The sequence below is a fragment of the Aquimarina sediminis genome (genome assembly GCF_002895435.1).
Classification (GTDB): domain Bacteria; phylum Bacteroidota; class Bacteroidia; order Flavobacteriales; family Flavobacteriaceae; genus Aquimarina; species Aquimarina sediminis.
Window position 1 is genome coordinate 553910 of sequence record NZ_POYJ01000001.1, and the last position, 21602, is coordinate 575511.

Genomic DNA, 21602 nt, shown 5'->3' on the forward strand with positions numbered 1-21602 from the left:
AGGTTGATTATAAACATTTTTATAACTTTAAAAAACCAATACTAATCAACAACTTATGAAAAACTTAATCTCATTTCTCATTTTTCTGCTATTTGCCTGGCTAGCGATATGGTGGTATTATTCTTGTGATTGGTGTTCTACAGACACCGATGAAAATGTAATTGTAGTAGATCAAAAACAGGACTCTGAAGCTGAGTTATTAGCAAAAAAGGCATACGACGATAGCGTTGCTGCAGCTAATAAAACAGTCGGATTCTTTGCCAAAGGACCACAAAATCAAGATGTATTTAGATATATCGAAGATATTAAAATCAATAAAGCCAACGGAGATGTATTTATTCCTAGCTCATTAGAAGGTTTTGAGAAACAAGTGGCGGACTACTTAGGAAAATATCAAGATCAGGAATTGATTATTCACGGTTTTGAAAATAATTCTGAGCAACAACAAGATAGTGTTCATCTAGGAATCGCGAGAGCAAATTATATGAAGAGTATTTTGGTTGACGCAGGGGTTAATCCTAATCGAATTGTTACCAAAACCAAATTACACGATTACTCATACTCTGATGATGGAAGTTATACTGGCGGAATACTATTAAATTTTGATACTTTAAACGAATCCAGATTAGTTGAAGTAGAAAAAAGTATTGCTACCCGAATATTGTATTCTGAGTTTGGACAAAAAACATTTCAACCTGATGCTACTTTATCCAATTACACTTTAGAATTAAAAAATTACCTTAATAAATACCCCGATAAATTGGTGAAAATTATTGGACATACCGACAATATTGGTGATGAAGAAGCGAATCTGTGGTATGGTAAGCAAAGAGCAAATAATGTTAGAGATTATCTAATCGCTCAAGGCATTACAAAAGATAAACTTACTGCTTTATCTAAAGGAGAATCTAGCCCAATTGTTCCTAATGATAGCGATGAAAACAGGGCAAAAAACAGAAGAATAGAAATAACCGTAAACTAAAAATATTACAACTATGTTAGATTTTTTAAATGAAGCAAATTGGTGGTGCTTATTATTGTTATTATTCCTTGCGTTTTTGTTAGGATGGATATTATCAAAAAGATCACTTAAGAATAAATATAAAAAAGCACTAGATGATTGTGAAAGAGAAAAAACCTTGTTGAAGAATGCAAGCAACAAAAAAGCAAATACTACATTCTCTAATCCAAGCAATGAAATTAGAGCTATTAAAACCCGTGATGCCGGAGGAATGTTGGTTACAAAGGAAACTGAAAAACCAAAATTAAATTTTGATAGTTTCGGAAAAGCAGATGCTTCGCAAAAAGATGATTTAAAATTGATAAGTGGAGTTGGTCCTTTTATAGAAGAAAAATTAAATAGTATAGGTATTTATACATTTGATCAAATAAGTAAGTTTACGACGGAAGATATAGATACTGTAACTGCCTTAATTCAATTTTTCCCTGGTAGAATCGAAAGAGATAAATGGACAAAACAAGCCAAAAAGCTTAAAAACAAATAATATTCACTAATCATTTTCTATAAAAAAGGCTGAAGTATCTGTTTTTTCTAACTTGTAATTCAGCCTTTTTTATAGGTTATTGAAAAATACATATACAGGTTGCTTAATACCTTATTCTTCCATTAATTAATTCTTGTCCTTTTTTATTTAAACATCGTTAAAAGTTTTAAGAATAAAATCTTCGTGAACATATAAAGACACTCAAGATTTGTGTCGAGATTATTCAAATTTAGTAATGACACTATGAAAAGAATAGCAACTTCGTTTATGACAGGCTGCAAAACAATATGTTACAAAATAAAAACTCTAAAAAAAAAAGACTGTCAATTAAGACAGCCTCTTTTAAAAATAACCATTTTGAAAAATATTATTCTTTAACAAATTGTTCTACTGTCCTATTATTGTCAATATTAAGTTCTAAAATGTATATTCCTTTAGCCAGGTTTTGTAAATCTACTTTATTATTGTAAACAACTCCCGTACTCATAACTTGTCCACTTATATTCATTATTTTATAATGCATGGTAGACAATGTACTTGTAGTGAAATACATAATATCTTTTACAGGATTTGGATAAACACTATGCGATTCTGGAGTCTCTATTAGATAAGCATTCCAAGCAGGGTTTATGGATGTAGCTGCCGCACCACAAGTTCCTATATTTGTCCATCCTGTCGATGTGTTTTCGTATAAACTTCCTTGATATGTTACTTTATCACCTACTTGATATGCTACATTAGCATCATATGGAGCAACCCCCGCACATGGATCAGCTGCTGCTGTGGTTACATTAAAAGTACTACTAAATCCAGATTCATTTCCTGCAGCATCTTTTGCCTTTATTCTAAATTGGTAGGTAGTATTTGCCGTCAATGTATTAATATTACTAGATGTACCTGCTGTTGATCCAATATTGGTATTTCCCATATATATATCGTAGCCAGTAACAACTACATTATCTGTAGAGGCTACCCAAGACAAAGTTAATGTAGTTTCTGCAACATTGGATGCAGATACATTAGCGGGTATAGTAGGTGCTTGTGTATCTCCTGTTGCTGCTCCACATGGACCAAGATTGTCCCATCCACCAGTTGGATTCACTTCATATAGATCTCCCTGAAAAACCACTCTATCACCAACTTGGTATGTCAAATTAGAATCATAGGCAGCTACTCCTGCACATGGGTCTGCTGGAGCAGGTGCAGATGTGGTAATATTTACCGTATTACTAAACCCAGATACATTTCCTGCTGCATCTTTTGCTTTTACTTTGAATTGATATGCTGTAGAGGCTGTTAATGATTCTATTGCCATGGTCGTACTTGCTGTAGTACCAATAATTGTATTTCCTTGATAAACATCGTATCCAGTAACACCTACATCATCAGTAGAAGCAGTCCAAGACAAAGTCAATGTAGTCGACGCAACGTTAGAAGCAACTAAGTTAGCTGGTATAGTAGGTGCTTGAGTATCTCCTCCTACGGCTCCACATGGTCCAAGATTATCCCATGCTCCAGTAGAATTTACTTCATACAGATCTCCCTGAAACGTCACTCTATCTCCTACTTGATATGTTACATTAGCGTCATAAGCAGCTACTCCTGTACAAGGATCAGTTGTATTTGATGTAAATGACCCTGTAAATACACCACGACCATATGTAGAGGCTATAATCTTATTATTAGTATGATCTCCATTTATAGCCCAATAATCAAATGAGGTTACACTAGCATCACTCATTCCATTTTGAGATTGAGTCCAACTAGGATTGGTTGCATTAAAATTCTTTGAAACCCAAACTCCCAATTGAGTAGCTACAATAACTTCGGATGCATCCAAAGGATTTTGTAAAATATCTCTTACTGGAATATCAGGAAGGTTTCCTTCTTTACTTACCCAATTAGTACCTGCATCAGATGAATACCATACACTGGTTACACCATAATTATGAATGGTAACCATGATATCATTTGCAGTAGCCCCTAACCTAACAGAGGAAACAGAACCTACAAAAGGTGTGTTAATGCTAGTCCAGGTAGCGGCTCCAACACCTACATTGGTAAGTTTTATTAAACCACCTGTAGCAGTACCAACATACCATGTATTATTGGCAAAAGGTGATGGTACAAAAGCAGTTGGTTTACTGGTCAATGAAGCATTTGTTATATCTGCATTGCTATTTGCTGCTACATCTGTAGTTTTAATTACAAAACTTGACGAAGTTGACGCATTAGACAATAAAATATTAGCATCACTATCATATCCCATTTGGTTTACAAAATCTCCTGTAGATGTATCATACACAAGAGTTGTTGCTCCTCCGTTTATTCTACTTAAACCATCCCATGGCAAATTAAACCTATAAATAACATTATGCGTATACGTAGCAATCATATACTCACCATCTTTATCTATAAAAGTATAGAAACCATCACCACCAGTTAATTGCTCTGACCCATTAATACCTTGCACTGTATTTCTAAAAGCCTGAGTACCATTATCCTGAGCTCCAGCCGAAAAAATACCATTTACATCACCAACACCATTAGGACCAATTCCCGCTTTTACATATTGCGTTACATTATAATTGTTAACTCTGGCACCAAACACACTACTTGTTGAAGCTGCAGAGAGATTACTCGCATAGAATATTCCTCCATCATTTCCAAAAATTGCCTGATTTGAATTTCCAGGTCTAAATGTCATAGCATGCTGATCAGCATGTACAATGGATACGGATAACTGATCAAGTCCTGGATTATTTGACCATTTAGAAATCTGACTCCATCCACTTCCACTATTTGTGGATCTGAAAAGGTTAATCCCTCCTACATAAACAATATTATCATTATTAGGATCAGATTCGATCATTAAATCATAAAACGCCTGCCCTCTGGTAAAATCGTTTGCTGGCATACCATTATCAGCATCGTTTGGAAGTGCCGTAGCAGTTGGAGCAGTAGCAAAACCGTCTAAAGATTTATAGATATGTACTGGTTCTGTAATACCTTGTGTTAATGCATATATTTTATTAGCATTACTTGTTGAAGGTTCTAACTCTACTCTATCAGAATCATTTAGAGGTGAAGCTGCTGCCTCTGTCCATAAGCTACCATTCTGGCTGCTAAAAACGCGTCCTCCACCTTGTCCTAAACCAGAATTTATTGTTCCCATCCATAGTTTATTATCTGCTCCTATTTCGAGATCATTAGGAATGAAATAATATTGATTACTTTGATATTCGTATCTCATATTAGCAGATTCAATTCTATTCCAGTTTGTACCACCATCTATAGAATGATACAATCCTGCAGTTTGAAGTCCCAACCAATTATATGGAGAAGCTGCATCTCCGTATACATGAGCTCCAACACCAACAAATAGCTCTGTACGGTTTTGTGCGGTATTATTCCAAGCTAAAATATCATTAACATGAAAAAGTCCCGAAAGGAACAAATTACCTCCATTAGTTACAATGTTTCCTCCTCCAGCAGCCGGTATATTTACAGCTTGCCAACTGTTTCCACCATCTAGGGATCGGTATACACCATTACCAACAACTGCTCCGGCTGTATATTGTTCTCCAGTACCAACATACCAAGTATTTGAATTTCTCGGATCTACGGTTATTGAAGTTATAGAAAGATTTCCAGGTACGTTTTGTACTCTACTCCACTGTGATGTAGCAGATGTAATATCATTATTTACCCATAGTCCACCACTAACACCACCAGCATACACTCGCTTATTAGTTGTATCATTAGGATCAAATAAAATGGCTCTTGTACGACCACCAACATCATTTGGTCCTCTTTCTTCCCAAGGATTATCGGCAGCATCACCAGGGGCTCTTTTTGCAGATTTAAGTTGTTTTTGTAATTCATAAATATTTTGAGGTTCTGTTTTACCAGTAGCAGGGTTCATTGTTAATTCCCACATTTGCTCAAAATATTTGTTTGGTGGAAGCCCTTTTGCTTTTCGTTCTGATTTAGAAAGTTTTAAAGTTTCTGTAAAAGGACTGTTTTTTAGATAAGAATTGTGCTGATCTCGTAGATCAGAAATCTCCGTTTGGTTTACGTTTTCTACATGTTGTTTTTTAGAAGAGTCAATTACAAATACCAAAATTGTAATCAACCCAATACTCAATAAAATCGAGTAAATTGTAGTTTTATTCATTGCAGTAAATTTTGGGGTTACGGTTTAAAAGTAATAAAACTACGGTGAAATACCAAATTTAATCGACTAAATGTCAATAAATTAGGGATTATATTACCAATATTGCAACCGTACTACCCAAAAATTAAAATCTACTATATCTCATCATTCCAGGCTAACGAGGATATTTTCCACTCTTGATTAACTTTAATAAATTGAAATGTTTTTATTCCTCTTGACTCGAATTCTTTATCATTTAGTTTACCAGATTTTTCGTACAGACAGAATCGTTGTGCAATATTACCATAGATATTTGTTTTGAACCAAATTTCAGCTTCTCTAAAATTAGTAAGGCTACCATTACTAAGGATTTCTTTTCTTGATGCAAGAAATTGTTTTATGCTGTAAATCTCGGGTGTGCCTGTTGTATTATTAATAATCATTCCATCAGAAATAAACATTTCAGTAATTCCTTCTACATTAGGAATTCTCCCGTTGGTATTTGTAAATACATCAAAAAAACTGGCTGTCAATTCATTAATTTTATTTTCATCATTCTTATTCTTTACATTCGAAAAAAGTAAAACAGTGTCATTTTCTGACAGTTTTAAAGTTTTCACAAAACGAAGTCCTATCTTATTCAAGAGGTTAATTGATGCAATGTTATTGGTATCTGTTATCCCCAAGATTTTATCGATTTTTAAAATGTTTTTTGCATAGTTCATTGTTGCATTAGCAATTTCGTATCCATATCCTAATCCCAAATATTGTGGAAGCATTGCAAATCCTATATCTATATCATCCAATGTTTCTCGCTTTACCAATCCACACATTCCAATGGGTAGTTTGTCATTCTTTAATTGAACCATCCAAAATCCAAATCCATTTTCACTATAACTTTTTATCGCTCCATTTTTTAAAAACGCTCTTGCTTCTTCTTTTGTTGTAACATTTCTATCTCCTATAAACTCCAACCATTTGGGTGAATTTACCAGTTTCAAAATAAACTCGGAATCTTCAAGATTAAACTCCCTTAGGCTTAATCTTTCTGTTTCAAGTATTGTTTTTGTTTGCATACTTCTATTGGTATTTATATAATTTGTTTTCTTTTTGTTTGCCAAATAATAGAATTATTTTGTTATGATTTTTGGATCATGCTTTATCTTAAAATTACATGAGTTAGCAATGAAACACATTTTATTTGCTTCAGAATGTATTTCTTTTGCTTTTTCTATCATCTCTTGTTTTTCTATAGTGACGATTGGATTTAAGGTTACCGATTTAAATTTTCCACTACCGTTTGTCGACTCTTCCATTACTCCTGTAGCATTATCAACATAATCTGTTACAATTATATTATGGACAGAACATAAATGAAGATACCATAGCATATGACATGCCGAAAGTGAAGAAAGAAATAAGTCTTCGGGATTGTATTTTGTTTTATCACCTAAAAATGAAGGATCGGATGAAGCTAGTATTTCTTTATATTTCTCATCTACAAAAATTGAATGATCTCTTGTGTATGATTTGTAGTTTGCAGTTCCGCTTCCTTTGTTTCCTGTCCATTTAATTGTTGCGCTATATTGATGTTGCTTCATTTTAATTGCTATTTTAATTTATTTACTATTCTATCTCCAAAGGATAATTCTTCAAGGTTTTGTTCTAATACTTGTATATGTTTTATTATAGTTAGATCTTCTTCTAATAGTTCATAAATCACTTTTTTGCCGACCTCCCATATCTGTTTAATTTGTGGCAAGATTTCACTAGCTTTTTCTGTTAAATGAAAAATTGTTTTTCGTCTGTCTTTATCATCTTTAGAAACTTGTAAATATTCTTTTTTAACCATTTTATTTGTCATTACCATAATTGTTTGATGTGCAAAACCTAAGCTAGCTGCAATTTCCATAACAGAAGTTCCTGGCTTTTTTTCTACTACTAACAAAATCAAATACCAATTTGGCTCAAAATCAATATTTAGTTTTTTATACATCATCCTAGAGCTATGATTCATTCTATCACTAATTCTTTTTAAACGCGTTCCTAAAGCCATAAAACCCAATTCGTTTACTATATCTTCTGTCATATGATTACAATCTTAGACACAAAGATATTAAAAAAGCGCAGCTAGCTGCGCTTTTTTAATATCTAAATTATCATCCAAAAAAAATTGGCGCCCGAAAGCGCCAATATATAGTAATTTTGATAGTATAATTCTCTTTTACTGATTTCCTAAAATAAGCGGTAAACCATCACCACCAGATCCTACAACTACAACTTTAGTGTTTGGTGATTTAGCCAATTGCAACGTAGCTTCAATTCCTTTTTCTTTTAGTATTTTATCTGTCAACGACGCACTTAAAATTTGATTGGCTACAGCCTTACCTTCTGCATCAATCTTTTGTCTTTCTGCTTCTTTTTTAGCCTTTTCTAATCTAAATTCATATTCCAAAGCTTCTTGTTCTTGTTTTAACTTACGTTCTATTGCTTCCTTAATCGTTGGAGGTAATGTTACATCACGTACAAGGACCTCATTTAATTGAATAAATTGATCCCCTACTATTTTCTTTGTTTCTTCAAAAATTTCCTTTTGGATTGCATCTCTTTTACTAGAGTATAGTTGTTCGGGAGTATATCTTCCTACTACACTACGCGCGGCAGATCGTATCGTTGGTAATAAAACTCGTGCTACATAATTTTCTCCTTTTTGCTGATGTAATAATCCTAACTTAGCATAGTCTGGCTGAAACCATGCAGAAGCATCTAATTTGATTTCTAATCCATTAGAAGATAATACTTGCATTTTTTCAAAAACTTCTTGTTGTCGTACTTCATAAACGATAACTTTATTCCATGGAGCAACTAAATGAAAACCTTCTCCCAGAGGTGGGCTATCAGTTACTACTCCTCCTCCAAATGTTTTATATAATACGCCAGCTTCTCCTGAACCAATAGTTTCTGTTGATTTTGAAATAAAAACAATTGTTAAAACAATAATAATTAAAATAGGCAATCCTATTTTTGGTAATTTTTCCATAATAATTTTGAGTTTTTAATTTTAAATAAGTCCGTTATATTTTCGTGCAAACCATTCTATTGTAAGTAAAGAAATAACAATTATCAAGAGGTATTTCCAATCTATTAAAGATACTACATTTTCCTTTCTTTTTTGAATAGTTTGATACCTTTGGTCTTCTAGTAGTTCTTTTATCAAAACATTTTTCTGATCCAAATAGTATGGCTTTCCATTAGTATTAGTAGCAACTTGCTTGAGTTTTGTTACATCTGCATTAAGAAATTGTTGTTCTACATCGTACTCTAGTATTGAGAAACTCCCTGAACGGGAAATATTTTCGCCTAAAACTGTTACTGTGTATTCATAATTTCCTGCTTCCAAATTACTCAAATCCACTTCATAAGAGTTATTTCTTATCAACATTGGGATAGTCTGAGTGCTCTCAGTCTCTTTATTTTTAATAGAAATTCTCAAGTTTCCTCTTCTATCAAATTCATAGTTTTTGGTAAAATACTCTGCTTTGATAATTATACTAGCATTACCGTAATAAAAAGATTCTGAAATTGTGTTTAACCTACTCTTCCTTTTATTAGATGCCAGATATTGAACAATTTTACTGAAGAATTCATCAAAATCCTCAAATTTTTGAGTATTCAAATAGCTCTGTGCTCTCCATCTCCAGATACCTTCTCCAAATAATACTCCTTCTCTTATTCCATCTTGTTCAATGGTAGTCAATAATACTTCTTCGGTATCTATATTATTTACTGTTCGATACAACAAAGGATCATAATTTGAGTGAATATTAACTTCTCCAAAAGCTCCTATTAAAGGAGGGTAATTTTGAAAATCAATATCTTCTATAAGAAATGCTCCATAGTTACTATTGAACCGGGGAACATAATATTCATTTTGTCGTGTTATCTCTTGAGTATATTTGTTCTGTATCTTATTAAGAAATACCCAATTTGTTTTTGTTCCTGTAATGGTTAAATAATTCTTTTTTAAAGCATTTAACTTTTCATACACTCCTCTAAATCTTGGATTAGGTTGATATAAAATAATCAGTTGATAATCATTCAAATCCTTTACTTCTTGAGGTTTATTAATCGTTATACTTCTTCTTTCATTACTTTCAATACTTTTTTTAATTGCGCCAAGGTCTGGGTGTACAATATCACTTATTAAAAGAACATTAGTTTTTTGATCAATTACTTCGACAGCAAAAGTTTTATTATTATTAATTGTGTTTTTTTCGTTATCCAAAGGAATCAAATTTGCAACAAATTGACTCACTCCTGCCCTTGCTGCAGGCAAAGTAAAATTAATTACTGTAGAATTTTTTTCTTCTGAAAAAGAAACTGGTTGAGAAAAAACAGTAATATTGCCCGATTTTACTTGAAAAGTACTAGTTACATCTTTCTCTCCTGAATAAGTAAGTATAACCTCTACCGGAAATTTATTTTTTAGATATGCATAACGGTTTACATTAAGTTGTTGAATTTTTGTATCTACAACTGCAATGGTATCGCCTGAAATAATTGGGTATACTGCTTGTTTATACCCTATACTACTATATTGATAATCTTTCCCATATGTTTGATTACCATCGGTAATAATAATTGTTGGGGCAATTGCACTTTTATAAATCTGGTCTAATTCTTCTAATGCTTTTGATATATTGGTTTGTTTTTGGTTAAAAGAAAGAGATAGAGAATCATTTAATTTATCCGAAAAAGAGTAATACGTTATGTCAAACCTTTCATTTAATTCTTTATCTTCTGAAATTCCTTTAGTAAATTCAATAATATTTTGATCTTGTTTCAGATGCTTTATAGAAGAGGAATTGTCAACAGCAATAATTAAGTTAGGTTTCTCTATATAATAAGTATTTTGTTTGAAGGTAGGGTTTATAAGCAGCAAGAGAAGCCCAAAAATGCTTAAAAAACGTAAAAAAGCAAAAAGCAGGACATTTTTTTTCCTGCTTTTTGCTTTATACAAATACTGAAACAGCACTATAATCAGTGCAATTATAAAAGAGGCTATAATCAGTAAAATTGTTTGTGCTTGCATTTGGTAAAATTAGAAGTCAGATTATAGAAGTATGAAGTATAAAAGATGTACCAAGTACAATAAACTATCTTATACTTCTTACCTTCTGCTTCACACGTATTTCTTCTGATTTTAGGTTAGCATTCCTCCATCAACATTGAGTACTTGTCCTGTAACATAAGCACTTAAATCACTTGCTAGAAATAAACAAGTATTTGCAATATCTTCTGGGGTACCTCCTCGTTTTAGTGGTATCGCATTGCGCCATCCTTCCACTACTTTTTCATCGAGTTTTTCTGTCATTTCAGTTTCAATAAAACCGGGAGCAACAACATTACTTCTAATGTTTCTGGATCCCAACTCTAATGCAACTGATTTAGAAAATCCAATAATCCCAGATTTTGAAGCTGCATAATTTGCCTGCCCTGCATTACCCTTCACTCCTACTACAGAGCTCATATTGATTATACTTCCTTTTCGTTGTTTGAGCATAGTTCTTTGAACAGCTTTTGTCATATTAAAAACACTCTTCAAGTTTACTTCGATAACTTTATCAAAGTCTTCTTCGCTCATTCGCATTAGAAGGTTATCCTTGGTTATACCGGCATTATTCACTAGAACATCTATGCTTCCAAATGTTTCAATTACATCTGCAATCAGTTCTTGCGCCTGATCATAACTTGCAGCGTTACTCTGATATCCTTTTGCTTTAATCCCTAATTCATTAAGTTCTTTTTCTAATGCATTCGCTGCTTCAACAGAAGAACTGTATGTAAAAGCTACATTAGCTCCTTGTTGTGCAAAAACCTCTGCAATTCCTTTGCCAATACCACGGGTAGCACCAGTGATAATAGCTGTTTTACCTTGTAAAAGACTCATTCTTTATATTTCTATTTTTATTGGTATTCTATACCATTTATAATTTGCAATTTGAATTCAAATATAAGAATTACAAACAGGTCATCAACAATAAACCCCGTGATTTCTCACAGGGTTTATAAACAAATAATTGTTTATCAATTTTTATAGTTTTATATCCTCATTTTTCTTCTCATAATTAAAAAGATAATCGATATCCATTTCTTTAACAACACCTAATTTGGATAAAGCTTCCATATCTGCTTCTTTTTTATTACCAATGACAAGAATATTGTATGTTTCGCCTTTAATATTTTCATTAAAGAACGATTTAAGGTCTGCCAACGTCATGTTTTTAATGGTTTCATACATCTCTTTACGGTTGTCATTATCAATTCCTCTTTTCTTAAGGCTTTCATATGACCAGAATATATTAGATTTTGTAATTCTTTTTGCCGCAATTTTCTTTAGTGTGGCTTCTTTGGCTTGGTTAAATTGCTCTTCAGCTTCGGGCATATTTGTCATCAAATCCATCATCGCATCTACTGCTTCTGGCATTTTGTTTGCCTGAGTACCTATATAGGCATATAGGTAGTTTGAATCTCCTTTTTTACTAGCATTACTGTATTGCGAAAATGCTGAGTATGCTAAAGACTTTGACTCCCTGATTTCTTGAAATACAATTGAAGACAATCCACTTCCAAAATAGGTATTAAACAAGCTTGAAGCCGCCATTTTTTGAGGGTCAAATTCTGCTCCTTTGGCAAGAAATATCATTTCGCTTTGCACCATATCGTAGTCTACAAAATACACATTCCCACCTGTTTCTTTCTCTACATAGGTTGTTTTTTCTGGATAATCCTTCAATTCTCCATTTACTACATGATTTTTATCCAGAGAGGCTATTGCCAAGTCGATATCTTTTCCATAATAAAATACTCGTTGTTTTAGATTGTAAAGCCCTTTAATTTTATCCACTAATTCTTGAGGGTTAATTTCTTTTAATTCTTTAATAGTATAGATATTACGTAATCGGGACTTTTCACCGTATTTTCCATAATTCATAAGACCGTTCCAAAGAATATTTCTTTTTTGGGTTTTACCATCTTGTCTTCCTTTTGCTATTTGATCTACGTACTTGCTATAAGCTTCTTGATCCGGGACTGCGTTTTTCCATAAATCTTCTAATAGCGCTAATCCTTTATCCAGATTTTCTTTTAATCCTGAAATCCCTACATGAGTTCTATCTGCGGAAGAGTTTATACTATAATTAATTCCTAGTTTATAGAATTCTTTTTTAAGTTCTTCTGGAGAATACTTATCAGTTCCTAAATAATCAAAATACCCAGAAGCAATTGATAACTTTTTATCATGATCAAATCCTAAGTCAAAAATTATATTCAGATCAAACAAATCATTGTTTTTATTCTCTATATAGGATACTGATATACCATTTTTGGTTTCTTTAGATTTGATAGCTGTCTTATAGTCAATAAACTTAGGTTGTAAAGGAGGTGTTTCTACCTTTCTAAAATCCTGTACAAATTTAGATTCTTTATCTCTATTTAGTTCTACTGGAGTAATTCCAGGGTTCTGTACTTTAACAATGTTTTTATCCTCCCCTTTTATTTTATGAACTTCTACATAGTTATTACCATAGTGTTTGTTTGCAAAATCAATAATTTCTTGTTTTGTAATCTTGTTCATCTGATCAAGCATTACCAAACGATCTTTCCAATCACTAAAGTGGATAAAAGTATCCAAATATTCATAGGCAGTAGCACTTGCATTTTCAAATTGCCTTACTCTGGTCAATTTCATATCATTTACGACTGCATCAATCAGCCAATCATCAAATTCACCCTTTTTAATTTTTTCAATTTCATTAAGTAATAACCCTTTAACTTCATCAAGAGTTTGTCCTTCTTTTGGGGATCCATACAACAGGTGAAACCCATAATCATTATCAAAATTGGTAAAAGATGATGCATTTTGCACCAATTGTTTTTGATTTAGGTTCAGATCTATAAGTCCTGCTTGTGAGTTTGCTAAAATGTAGTCGATTAGTGTAACCATTTTTTCCTCTTCAGAACCAAAACCATCAGTTCTAAATGCAACATATATAGATTCTGCTGTAGGTCCATATACTTCTTTTTTAACTGGTGAAGTTAAAGCCGGTTCTTTTGGAAAATCAGGATGCGTTACATCTTTAGACTTGTATCCACCAAATGCATCATTTACTTTTTTGACAGTACTGTCAAAATCTATATCGCCTACCAAAATAACTGCCATGTTATTTGGTACATAATACTTATCAAAATAAGCATGAATAGCTTCCATAGATGGGTTCTTTAAATGTTCAGATTTACCAATAGTGGTTTGTGTACCATAAGGGTGATTAGGATATAACCCTTCTAAAACAGCAAAATATTGCTTACGCCCATCGCTGTCTTGTCCACGATTGAATTCTTCATATACTGCTTCGAGCTCCGTGTGAAACAAGCGTAATACTACCTGACTAAATCTTTCGCTCTCAACGTTTAACCATTTATCCAATTCATTAGAAGGAATTTTGTTTACATAAACCGTTTGCTCGCTTGATGTAAAAGCATTAGTTCCCTCTGCTCCTAATGAATTTACTAGTTTATCATACTCATTAGCTATAGATATTTTAGAAGCTTCTTGGGATACTTCATCTATCTTTTTATAGATTTCTTTCTTTTTTTCAGGATCTGTTTCTGCTTTGTGTTGCTCGTATAAGTCAGAAATTTCTTTTAAAAACACTTGTTCTTTTTCAAAATCCTGAGTACCGATCTCATCTGTTCCTTTAAAAACCATATGCTCTAGATAATGAGCTAAACCAGTATTATCAGCAGGATCATAAGTCGAACCAGCTTTAACAGCTATCAAGGTTTGAATTTTTGGTTCTTCTTCATTTTTTCCTAGATATACCTTTAATCCATTTTTTAAAGTATATAGCCTTAATCCTGTTGGATCATTAGTAACTGTTTCATAACTAAAACCAGCAGCATCGGTATGCTGTTCAGTTTTAATTTCTTGAGAAACATCTGTCTCTGATGTTGATTGTTTACAATTGCTTACACCTATCGCTAGCAGCAAGAGTAAAACTGTTTTGAATAATTTCATATGTATAATTATTGTTTTACAATGGTGAATACACACCTGAGTTAATTATATGAGTTAGTTTATAATTAATTTACTATAATACGCGTACTTAATATCAATGTTACAGTTTTTAAGTTTTATTTAACAAGAAATGTCCTAAATACAAAAGTTTAAAAAAGTAACAATACTAGTATAAAAACAATAATGTGAATGCTTATAAGAAGTTGATATCCTTATCCAATTAGGAGCAACTTTCCTTATCAACTAAGATCAATCAATATTTTATTTTTTAAGACCTAGTTCTACCAAACGCTCATTTAGAAACTCTCCAGAGGTTATGTCTTCATACTTTTTGGGGTTTTCTGAAGAAATACAGCTTTCTAAGCAAGTCAAATCCATATTAGGGTTTGGATGTAAAAAAAAGGGCATTGAATATCGAGAGGTTTTTAACTTATTTAAATCGGTTGGATTTATCACTCTATGTATAGTAGAGCGTAATTTGTCATTCGTTAAACGAGCCAGCATATCACCTACATTAATTACAATCTCATCGGGTGCTGGTTTAACATCTAACCAATCCCCTGCTAATGTTTGGGCTTGCAACCCATCTGCATTTGCCCCCATCAAAAGAGTGATTAAGTTTATATCCCCATGCGCAGCAGCTCTTACTGATTGAGGGTTTTTGAGATCGCTCTCATTTAAAGGATAATAGTGCAACAACCTCAAAATACTATTGCCATTTTCTATCTTATCATCAAAATAATTCTCTGGTAAATTGAGATACAAAGCAATGGCTTTTAATAAATTTTTACCTGTTTTTTCTAATGTATTAAACACTTCTATCCCATATTTCTTAAAACCAGGAATTGTATCAGGCCATACATTTTGAGGATATCCAAAGTTACTCAATGTTGCCCTATCGGTTTCTTGACCAATATGATAAAATTCTTTTAAATCGGGAACCTTTCTTCCTTTGGCTGTTTCTATATTTTTAGCAATATAACCTCGTTGCCCTGAACTTTCTTTTTTTTGAAATTTCATTTTCTTCCCATCTGATAACGAAAAAAACGATTTAGCAGTTTCATAAAGTTTTTTTTTCAATTCGACCGAAACTCCATGATTAGCAACAATTGCAAATCCCATATTAGAAAATGAATCTCCAAAATCTTTAATAAATTGATTTCTTTTATCTAAATCTTTTGATACAAAATCTAAATAATCTACCCTTTTTATACTGTTCTTATCCATAATGACTTGTATTAATTTATTCTTTTATTATTCTTGTTTTTTATTTACTTCTTTATCAGAAAACAGAACTATGATTCCTGCAATATCTCCTTTGATTCTGCTTTGTATTCTTGTATCAACATTTGCTTTATCATTTTCTAATTGATAATTAACCAATTCACACTTTTTTAACAAAGGGATACGAGCAATCTCTTTTACTATTTTGGTTACATCACAATCCTTATTTTTTGGAACAGATACACCAATTACATTTGGTATTTGATACTTTAAATATTTGGCCAAAAAATTGGGAACGTAATTATATATCGAAGCTAATTTCTTAACCTTTACTTTGGTATCATAACTTATATCTTCATCATCATGTAGTGCTTTTGATATTGTTGATACAGAAAACCCTGATATTTCTGATATATCTTTTAAAGTGACTCTCTTTTTCATATTTATAATTTGGTTAATGTATGCTTATATATTCTTTTATAATCACACTTTATATTTATTACATCAATAAAGCTTTATCTTCATATTTTTGTTATTGCCTAGATCTTATTATTCCTTAGTATGCTTATATTTAAAAGTCCACATAAATGTAATTCCTGTGACTAGAGCATATATTGCGAATACATACCATATGGTACTCCAATCCCTTACGCCATTTATTGTATAAAAATCAACTACAAAACCGCTTGCATATGCTCCTAATACGGCCCCAAAGCCATTCACCATCATCATAAATAGCCCTTGTGCACTGGATCGTATTTTTGAATTGGCAGTTTTATCAACAAACAGTGAACCCGAAATAAAGTAAAAATCAAAGGCCATTCCGTAGATTATCATAGATAAAACTAAAAACAATAAACCTATTCCCTCGGGACTTCCAATTCCAAAAAAACCGAAACGAAAGACCCAAGCGAACATGCTAATTAACACAACCCTTTTAATACCAAAATTTTTCAAAAAATATGGTATTGCCAAAATAAAGACGACCTCAGATATCTGAGACAATGACATCAAAAAAACAGAGTGTTTAACAACAAAAGAATCTTTAAAATCCAACTCAAAATCATTCAAAAATGGAACCCCCCATATATTTGTAATTTGCAAAGCCGCTCCCAAAAGAACAGAGAAAAGGAAAAAAACTGCCAGGTTCTTATTTTTTAGTAAAACAAAAGCATCCAAGCCATATCGTTGATACATTGTCTTATCATTGTTTTTCACGATAGGCATAGTTGGTAAAGTAAAGGCGTATATCCCCAGAATCAATGATGAAAAAGCGGCAATATAAAATTGTTCCTTACCTACTTTGTAGCCTGCCAAATCAATGATCCATGCAGCAATTACAAAACCAATTGTTCCCCAAACTCTAATTGGCGGAAAGCTTTTAAAAGAGTCATACCCTCTACTTTCTAGATTATGGTATGAGATCGCATTATTTAGAGCTAAGGTGGGCATATATATCATTGAAGTAATAAACATTAGTATATAAAATGAGTCAAAGTCTGTAACTCTAGTTAACAAAATAAATAGCCCTACAAGAAAAAGATGACTTATAGCCAGTAGTTTTTCTGCATTTAACCACCTATCTGCAATAATCCCCATAATTGGAGGCATAAATATTGATGCCAGTCCTAAAGTTGCATATACAGCACCAACCTGAACACCACTAAACCCCAAAGTCATCACCATATAGGCTCCAGCCGATAGAAGCCATGCTCCCCATGAAAAAAACTCGAGGAAGTTTAAAATCGTTAACCTTTTTTTTATATTCATAATTTTAATATCACAGAATCTTACTTTCATTTTTTATTTAAGTAAGCAAAACACAATTCAAAACCTTGTTTTTCAAAAACATACAGAGTAATACTCTCTCTTCCTATTTGCTTAAAAAAAAGCAAAAGAATGCCCTTGTCAGAGAAATATGTATTTCTCTAACATCAAAAAAATGTTTAATACTTATAAAAGAATATCTCCTAAGACAGGGATTCGTAAAGTATTTTTAAAAAACCTTTTCTATCTACCTTTAGCACTATTTCTGCATTCGGCTTTTTTAGTGTCGAACCAGTATAATCTATTGCACTTTGCCCTCTAGAATAATCGTCATTAGTTAGAATGGTCACATGTGCTTTTTTTACCTCGGTGGCGATGGTTTTATCCAATGCTACTGCCATTGCAATTGGATCTGGCAAATCAAAACCTTTTATCAACGAACTATTTCTTGCATACTCATCACACTTTTTCTGAATATCAACACTGAAATTAGCCAAGGGAGTCCCTAATTCTCTAATTTTATTGGCATCTTCATTGTCGAATACTGCATATTTCCTTGAAATATCCCAACCGACCATTTTTATTGGCATTCCAGATTCGAAAACTATTTTTGCTGCTTCTGGATCCGCCCAAAAGTTATATTCTGCAATTGGAGTAACATTACCTCTACCTTTTCCTACTCCTCCCATAATAATACATTCTTTTACTTTACTTGCAATAGAACTATCCATGAGCAATGCAACAGCAATATTGGTTAATGGTGCCAGACATACCAAAGTAATTTCATTTGGGAATTGATTAATCTTTTCTATAATTGCAGATACTGCATGTTTTTTTTCCGGGACAAATCCAGAAAGTGGTAATCCGATATCCCCCATACCGTCTACTCCATGAACATGATCTGCAGTATTTAAGGTTCTCATCATCGGTTTATCTATACCAGGATATACGGGTATGTTTTTATTACATAAAGACATCGTATACATTGCATTCTGTATTCCTTGTTTTAGTTTTACATTTCCTGCAACAAGTGTAAATCCTTCTATCTCTACATCTGGATAATTCATTGCCATAATTAATGCTACAGCATCATCAGAAGCAGTATCGGTATCTATAATAAATTTTCTTTTCATCTTGGGTTTTGTTTAATTTGTAAAATGCTCATTCATTATTAGGTTTCCCTGATTTATAAATACATCCCAATCTTTTTTTAATTTTAAAAGCAATATTTCTTTCTTTTCATCAGTCAAACCGGCATAAGTAATAGAATTTAAAACCAATTTTTTAATTGCTTTTAAATCCAGTTCCCATGCCATATATACCATCCAGAAATCATAACTCAATCCTTCATATCCAAATACTCCTGGATCATCACTACTAATAGAACATTGAATTCCATTCTCTAATAATATTCTTGCTGGGTGATTTCTCAGATCATTTACATAACCTAAAATTTGATTGCTGATTGGGCATACTTCTACAAGCATATTTTCATCTTTTACCTGCTTCATTACTTCGGGAAATAAAACCAAATTTAAGGCATGTCCAATTCTCTTATTCTTCAAAACTGAAGCATCTACAAGATTTGTATTTGTAATTGATTTACTTTCTCCAGCATGTAAAAAAAGTGGTAACTCTAATCCATGTTTTAAAGACAAAGAATCTATCTTTTCCCAACTTTTTTCATAATAATTAATACTATTTCCTTTATCTTCTTCGGCTACAAGATCGAATCCAGAAATCATATCCGGGAATTTTTCTTTTAAATAAAATGCTTTATCAATCTCTTTATCAACTTGCTCAACATTAAAAAATTTAAAACTGGTATATATTAAACTAATACTTAATTCTTTTCCTTCATTATTTATTTCTTTTACAATTTCCTTTAGGTCAAGTATCATTGTTTCTATTGGATAGCTACTCTTTTCTAAATCATACAAATGATCAAAAATCATTCTTATTTCTACATGAGACACCTTATCATCTATTAGATCTAAAAATGCTTTTTTATAATATGCTATAAAAATTGGTCTATAATTAAGTAATTGGCTGACTCTTTTAAATCTTTTTTCGAACTCAACCCAATACTCCATATTGTCCGAAAGCGAAGTCCTTTTTAATACCAATAATTCATACAATTCAGTTTTAAAATTAATATTTGATCTTACCTTATTTTTTAATAAAACAAACCCATCAGTAACGCTTTCTTCTTTTAAAACAGCTAGCTCTCCATAAATATGTTTATCGGTGTCTTTGCCAACATACACATAAGTGTTGGGAGTATTAATAGCCTCCTCTATAAGCCATTTTATATCTGTCATTCCAATACTATGAGTATGTAATAAACCTCCTTTAGGCATTATTTCTAATACCTTATATAGAGTTGACGAATCAATAATGGGTTGAATGACGTGAAAAGGTTGATTGTAAAAGGCAATGTTATCTCTTTTGCGATTTTTTTCAAAAGCATCTCTATAGCTTTTTATTTTTTTATCTAATTCTAATTCTGCTTTAGTTAATTGAACATCAGTATCAAATGAGTATCTCTCTTGAATATCCACCAGTGTTTTTCTTTTTTCATTTTGAATATCATTTTGAGGTGTTACTTTTGGAGTGTTGTTCTCGTTTTTACAACCAAAAGAAACTAGGAATACTATTAATATTGTAAGACTTTTAGATATAATACTTATCGTATTCGTCTTATGTTTTTGTATACATATCTTATATATTGTATTTTTTTTATTCATACATACTTTCTTTTTAATCCTTGTTACATAGAGATTTCATTTCTGTATGGCGCAGATGATTGCGCTCCCAAACGACTTACTCCTATTGAGGATGCTAAGTTGGCAAACTCTACAGCTTGCCTCCAATTCTTTCCTTCTGATAATGCAACAACTAATGCTCCATTAAAAATATCTCCTGCACCTGTAGTATCCTTTACTTCTACCTCTTGTATGGGTACCAAAAACTGTTCTTCACTATTTTTAAAATAAGCTCCCTTTTCGCCTAAAGTAATAATTACATTTTGCACTCCTTTTTTAAGAAATACATCAGCTGCCATAGATGCAGATTGTTCATTTTCTACTTCAATCCCTGTTAATAATGATGCTTCTGTCTGATTGGGTGTAATTAAATGTAATTTTTGATACACATGATCTTCTAAAGGGACAGTAGGCGCAGGATTTAGAATAATCTTCTTTTTCATATTATGACTTAGCTCCAGAGCATGTTCTACTGTACGATATGGTATTTCTAGTTGTATCAATACAAAATTTGCTTTTTCTATAGCCAAACAACACGCATCAATATCTCGAGGTAAAAGGTTATCATTAGCTCCAGGTGTTATTACAATACAATTTTGCCCTTCATCATTTACCATAATTATTGCGGTTCCAGAAGGTAGGCTCGTATCTTGAAGAATATAATTAGTACGGATACTATCTTTGGAAAATTTTTCCTTTGATGTACTTCCGAATTCATCATTACCAACTTTTGTAATAAAAAAAACATCTCCTCCTAATCTTGATGCCGCTACCGCTTGGTTGGCTCCTTTTCCTCCAGAAAACATTTCAAAACTTCTTGCAGTGATTGTTTCTCCGGGCTTTGGAAAATACGGAGTTTGAAACACCATATCATGATTATAACTTCCTATTACAGTTATAATTTTTTTCATTCTATATTCTTTTATCTATTAGTTTAAAACAATTTTACTTAGGTATTATTTACAAAACAGAATTTACAACACTCCTTCTCTTTCATTTACATACTTTGATGATAAATATCACAAATAAAAAGCTCTTAACTTGACTTTTTTAAATTTAGTAATACTTTCTATATACGTCTCAAAAAACATAATAATACTTGAGTTAGA

The 21602-nt window shown here is 32.2% G+C and carries 16 protein-coding genes; 2 read left to right on the top strand and 14 right to left on the bottom strand.

All coding sequences use genetic code 11. The features are described from left to right. Positions 1-55 precede the first annotated feature (55 nt). A complete protein-coding gene (locus C1X07_RS02500) occupies positions 56-982 on the top strand; it encodes an OmpA family protein (RefSeq protein WP_103068387.1) in 927 nt (308 codons plus the stop codon). A 13-nt stretch (positions 983-995) separates the two neighbouring features. After that, entirely contained in the window at positions 996-1505 is a 510-nt protein-coding gene (locus tag C1X07_RS02505; protein ID WP_103068388.1) for a hypothetical protein, read from the top strand. Between the two features lie 367 nt (positions 1506-1872). Here the strand turns inward: C1X07_RS02505 and C1X07_RS02510 are convergent, their stop codons facing one another. The 14 genes from C1X07_RS02510 to rbsK form a co-directional block, all read right to left on the bottom strand. Next, positions 1873-5682 carry a fibronectin type III domain-containing protein gene (locus C1X07_RS02510; protein WP_103068389.1) on the bottom strand — a complete coding sequence of 1270 codons (3810 nt, stop codon included), beginning with the start codon at positions 5680-5682 and terminating at the stop codon, positions 1873-1875. A gap of 134 nt (positions 5683-5816) precedes the next feature. Continuing rightward, a complete protein-coding gene (locus C1X07_RS02515) occupies positions 5817-6737 on the bottom strand; it encodes a GNAT family N-acetyltransferase (protein ID WP_103068774.1) in 921 nt (306 codons plus the stop codon). A 54-nt stretch (positions 6738-6791) separates the two neighbouring features. Then, a complete protein-coding gene (locus tag C1X07_RS02520; RefSeq protein ID WP_103068390.1) occupies positions 6792-7262 on the bottom strand; it encodes an OsmC family protein in 471 nt (156 codons plus the stop codon). An 8-nt stretch (positions 7263-7270) separates the two neighbouring features. Then, positions 7271-7750: a MarR family winged helix-turn-helix transcriptional regulator gene (locus tag C1X07_RS02525; RefSeq protein WP_103068391.1), complete on the bottom strand. Its 480-nt coding sequence runs from the start codon at positions 7748-7750 to the stop codon at positions 7271-7273. Positions 7751-7885: 135 nt separating this feature from the next. Beyond that, positions 7886-8701, bottom strand: a complete 816-nt coding sequence (locus C1X07_RS02530) for a prohibitin family protein (protein ID WP_103068392.1) — start codon at positions 8699-8701, stop codon at positions 7886-7888. 21 nt (positions 8702-8722) lie between these two features. Continuing rightward, positions 8723-10753 (bottom strand): hypothetical protein, encoded by a 2031-nt coding sequence (locus C1X07_RS02535; RefSeq protein WP_103068393.1) that lies wholly within the window; start codon positions 10751-10753, stop codon positions 8723-8725. Between the two features lie 111 nt (positions 10754-10864). Continuing rightward, a complete protein-coding gene (gene fabG, locus C1X07_RS02540) occupies positions 10865-11611 on the bottom strand; it encodes a 3-oxoacyl-[acyl-carrier-protein] reductase (protein ID WP_103068394.1) in 747 nt (248 codons plus the stop codon). 144 nt (positions 11612-11755) lie between these two features. Beyond that, positions 11756-14737, bottom strand: a complete 2982-nt coding sequence (locus tag C1X07_RS02545; protein ID WP_103068395.1) for a M16 family metallopeptidase — start codon at positions 14735-14737, stop codon at positions 11756-11758. 261 nt (positions 14738-14998) lie between these two features. Further along, positions 14999-15964: an isopenicillin N synthase family dioxygenase gene (locus C1X07_RS02550; protein WP_103068396.1), complete on the bottom strand. Its 966-nt coding sequence runs from the start codon at positions 15962-15964 to the stop codon at positions 14999-15001. 27 nt (positions 15965-15991) lie between these two features. Beyond that, positions 15992-16402, bottom strand: a complete 411-nt coding sequence (locus C1X07_RS02555; protein ID WP_103068397.1) for a LacI family DNA-binding transcriptional regulator — start codon at positions 16400-16402, stop codon at positions 15992-15994. A gap of 108 nt (positions 16403-16510) precedes the next feature. Next, positions 16511-17731, bottom strand: coding sequence for a nucleoside permease (locus C1X07_RS02560; RefSeq protein WP_103068775.1), 1221 nt, complete (start codon positions 17729-17731; stop codon positions 16511-16513). Positions 17732-17931: 200 nt separating this feature from the next. Beyond that, positions 17932-18861, bottom strand: a complete 930-nt coding sequence (locus C1X07_RS02565) for a nucleoside hydrolase (protein ID WP_103068398.1) — start codon at positions 18859-18861, stop codon at positions 17932-17934. A 12-nt stretch (positions 18862-18873) separates the two neighbouring features. Further along, a complete protein-coding gene (locus tag C1X07_RS02570; protein WP_103068399.1) occupies positions 18874-20475 on the bottom strand; it encodes an amidohydrolase family protein in 1602 nt (533 codons plus the stop codon). Between the two features lie 23 nt (positions 20476-20498). After that, positions 20499-21404 (bottom strand): ribokinase, encoded by a 906-nt coding sequence (gene rbsK / locus C1X07_RS02575; RefSeq protein WP_103068400.1) that lies wholly within the window; start codon positions 21402-21404, stop codon positions 20499-20501. Positions 21405-21602: the final 198 nt, after the last annotated feature.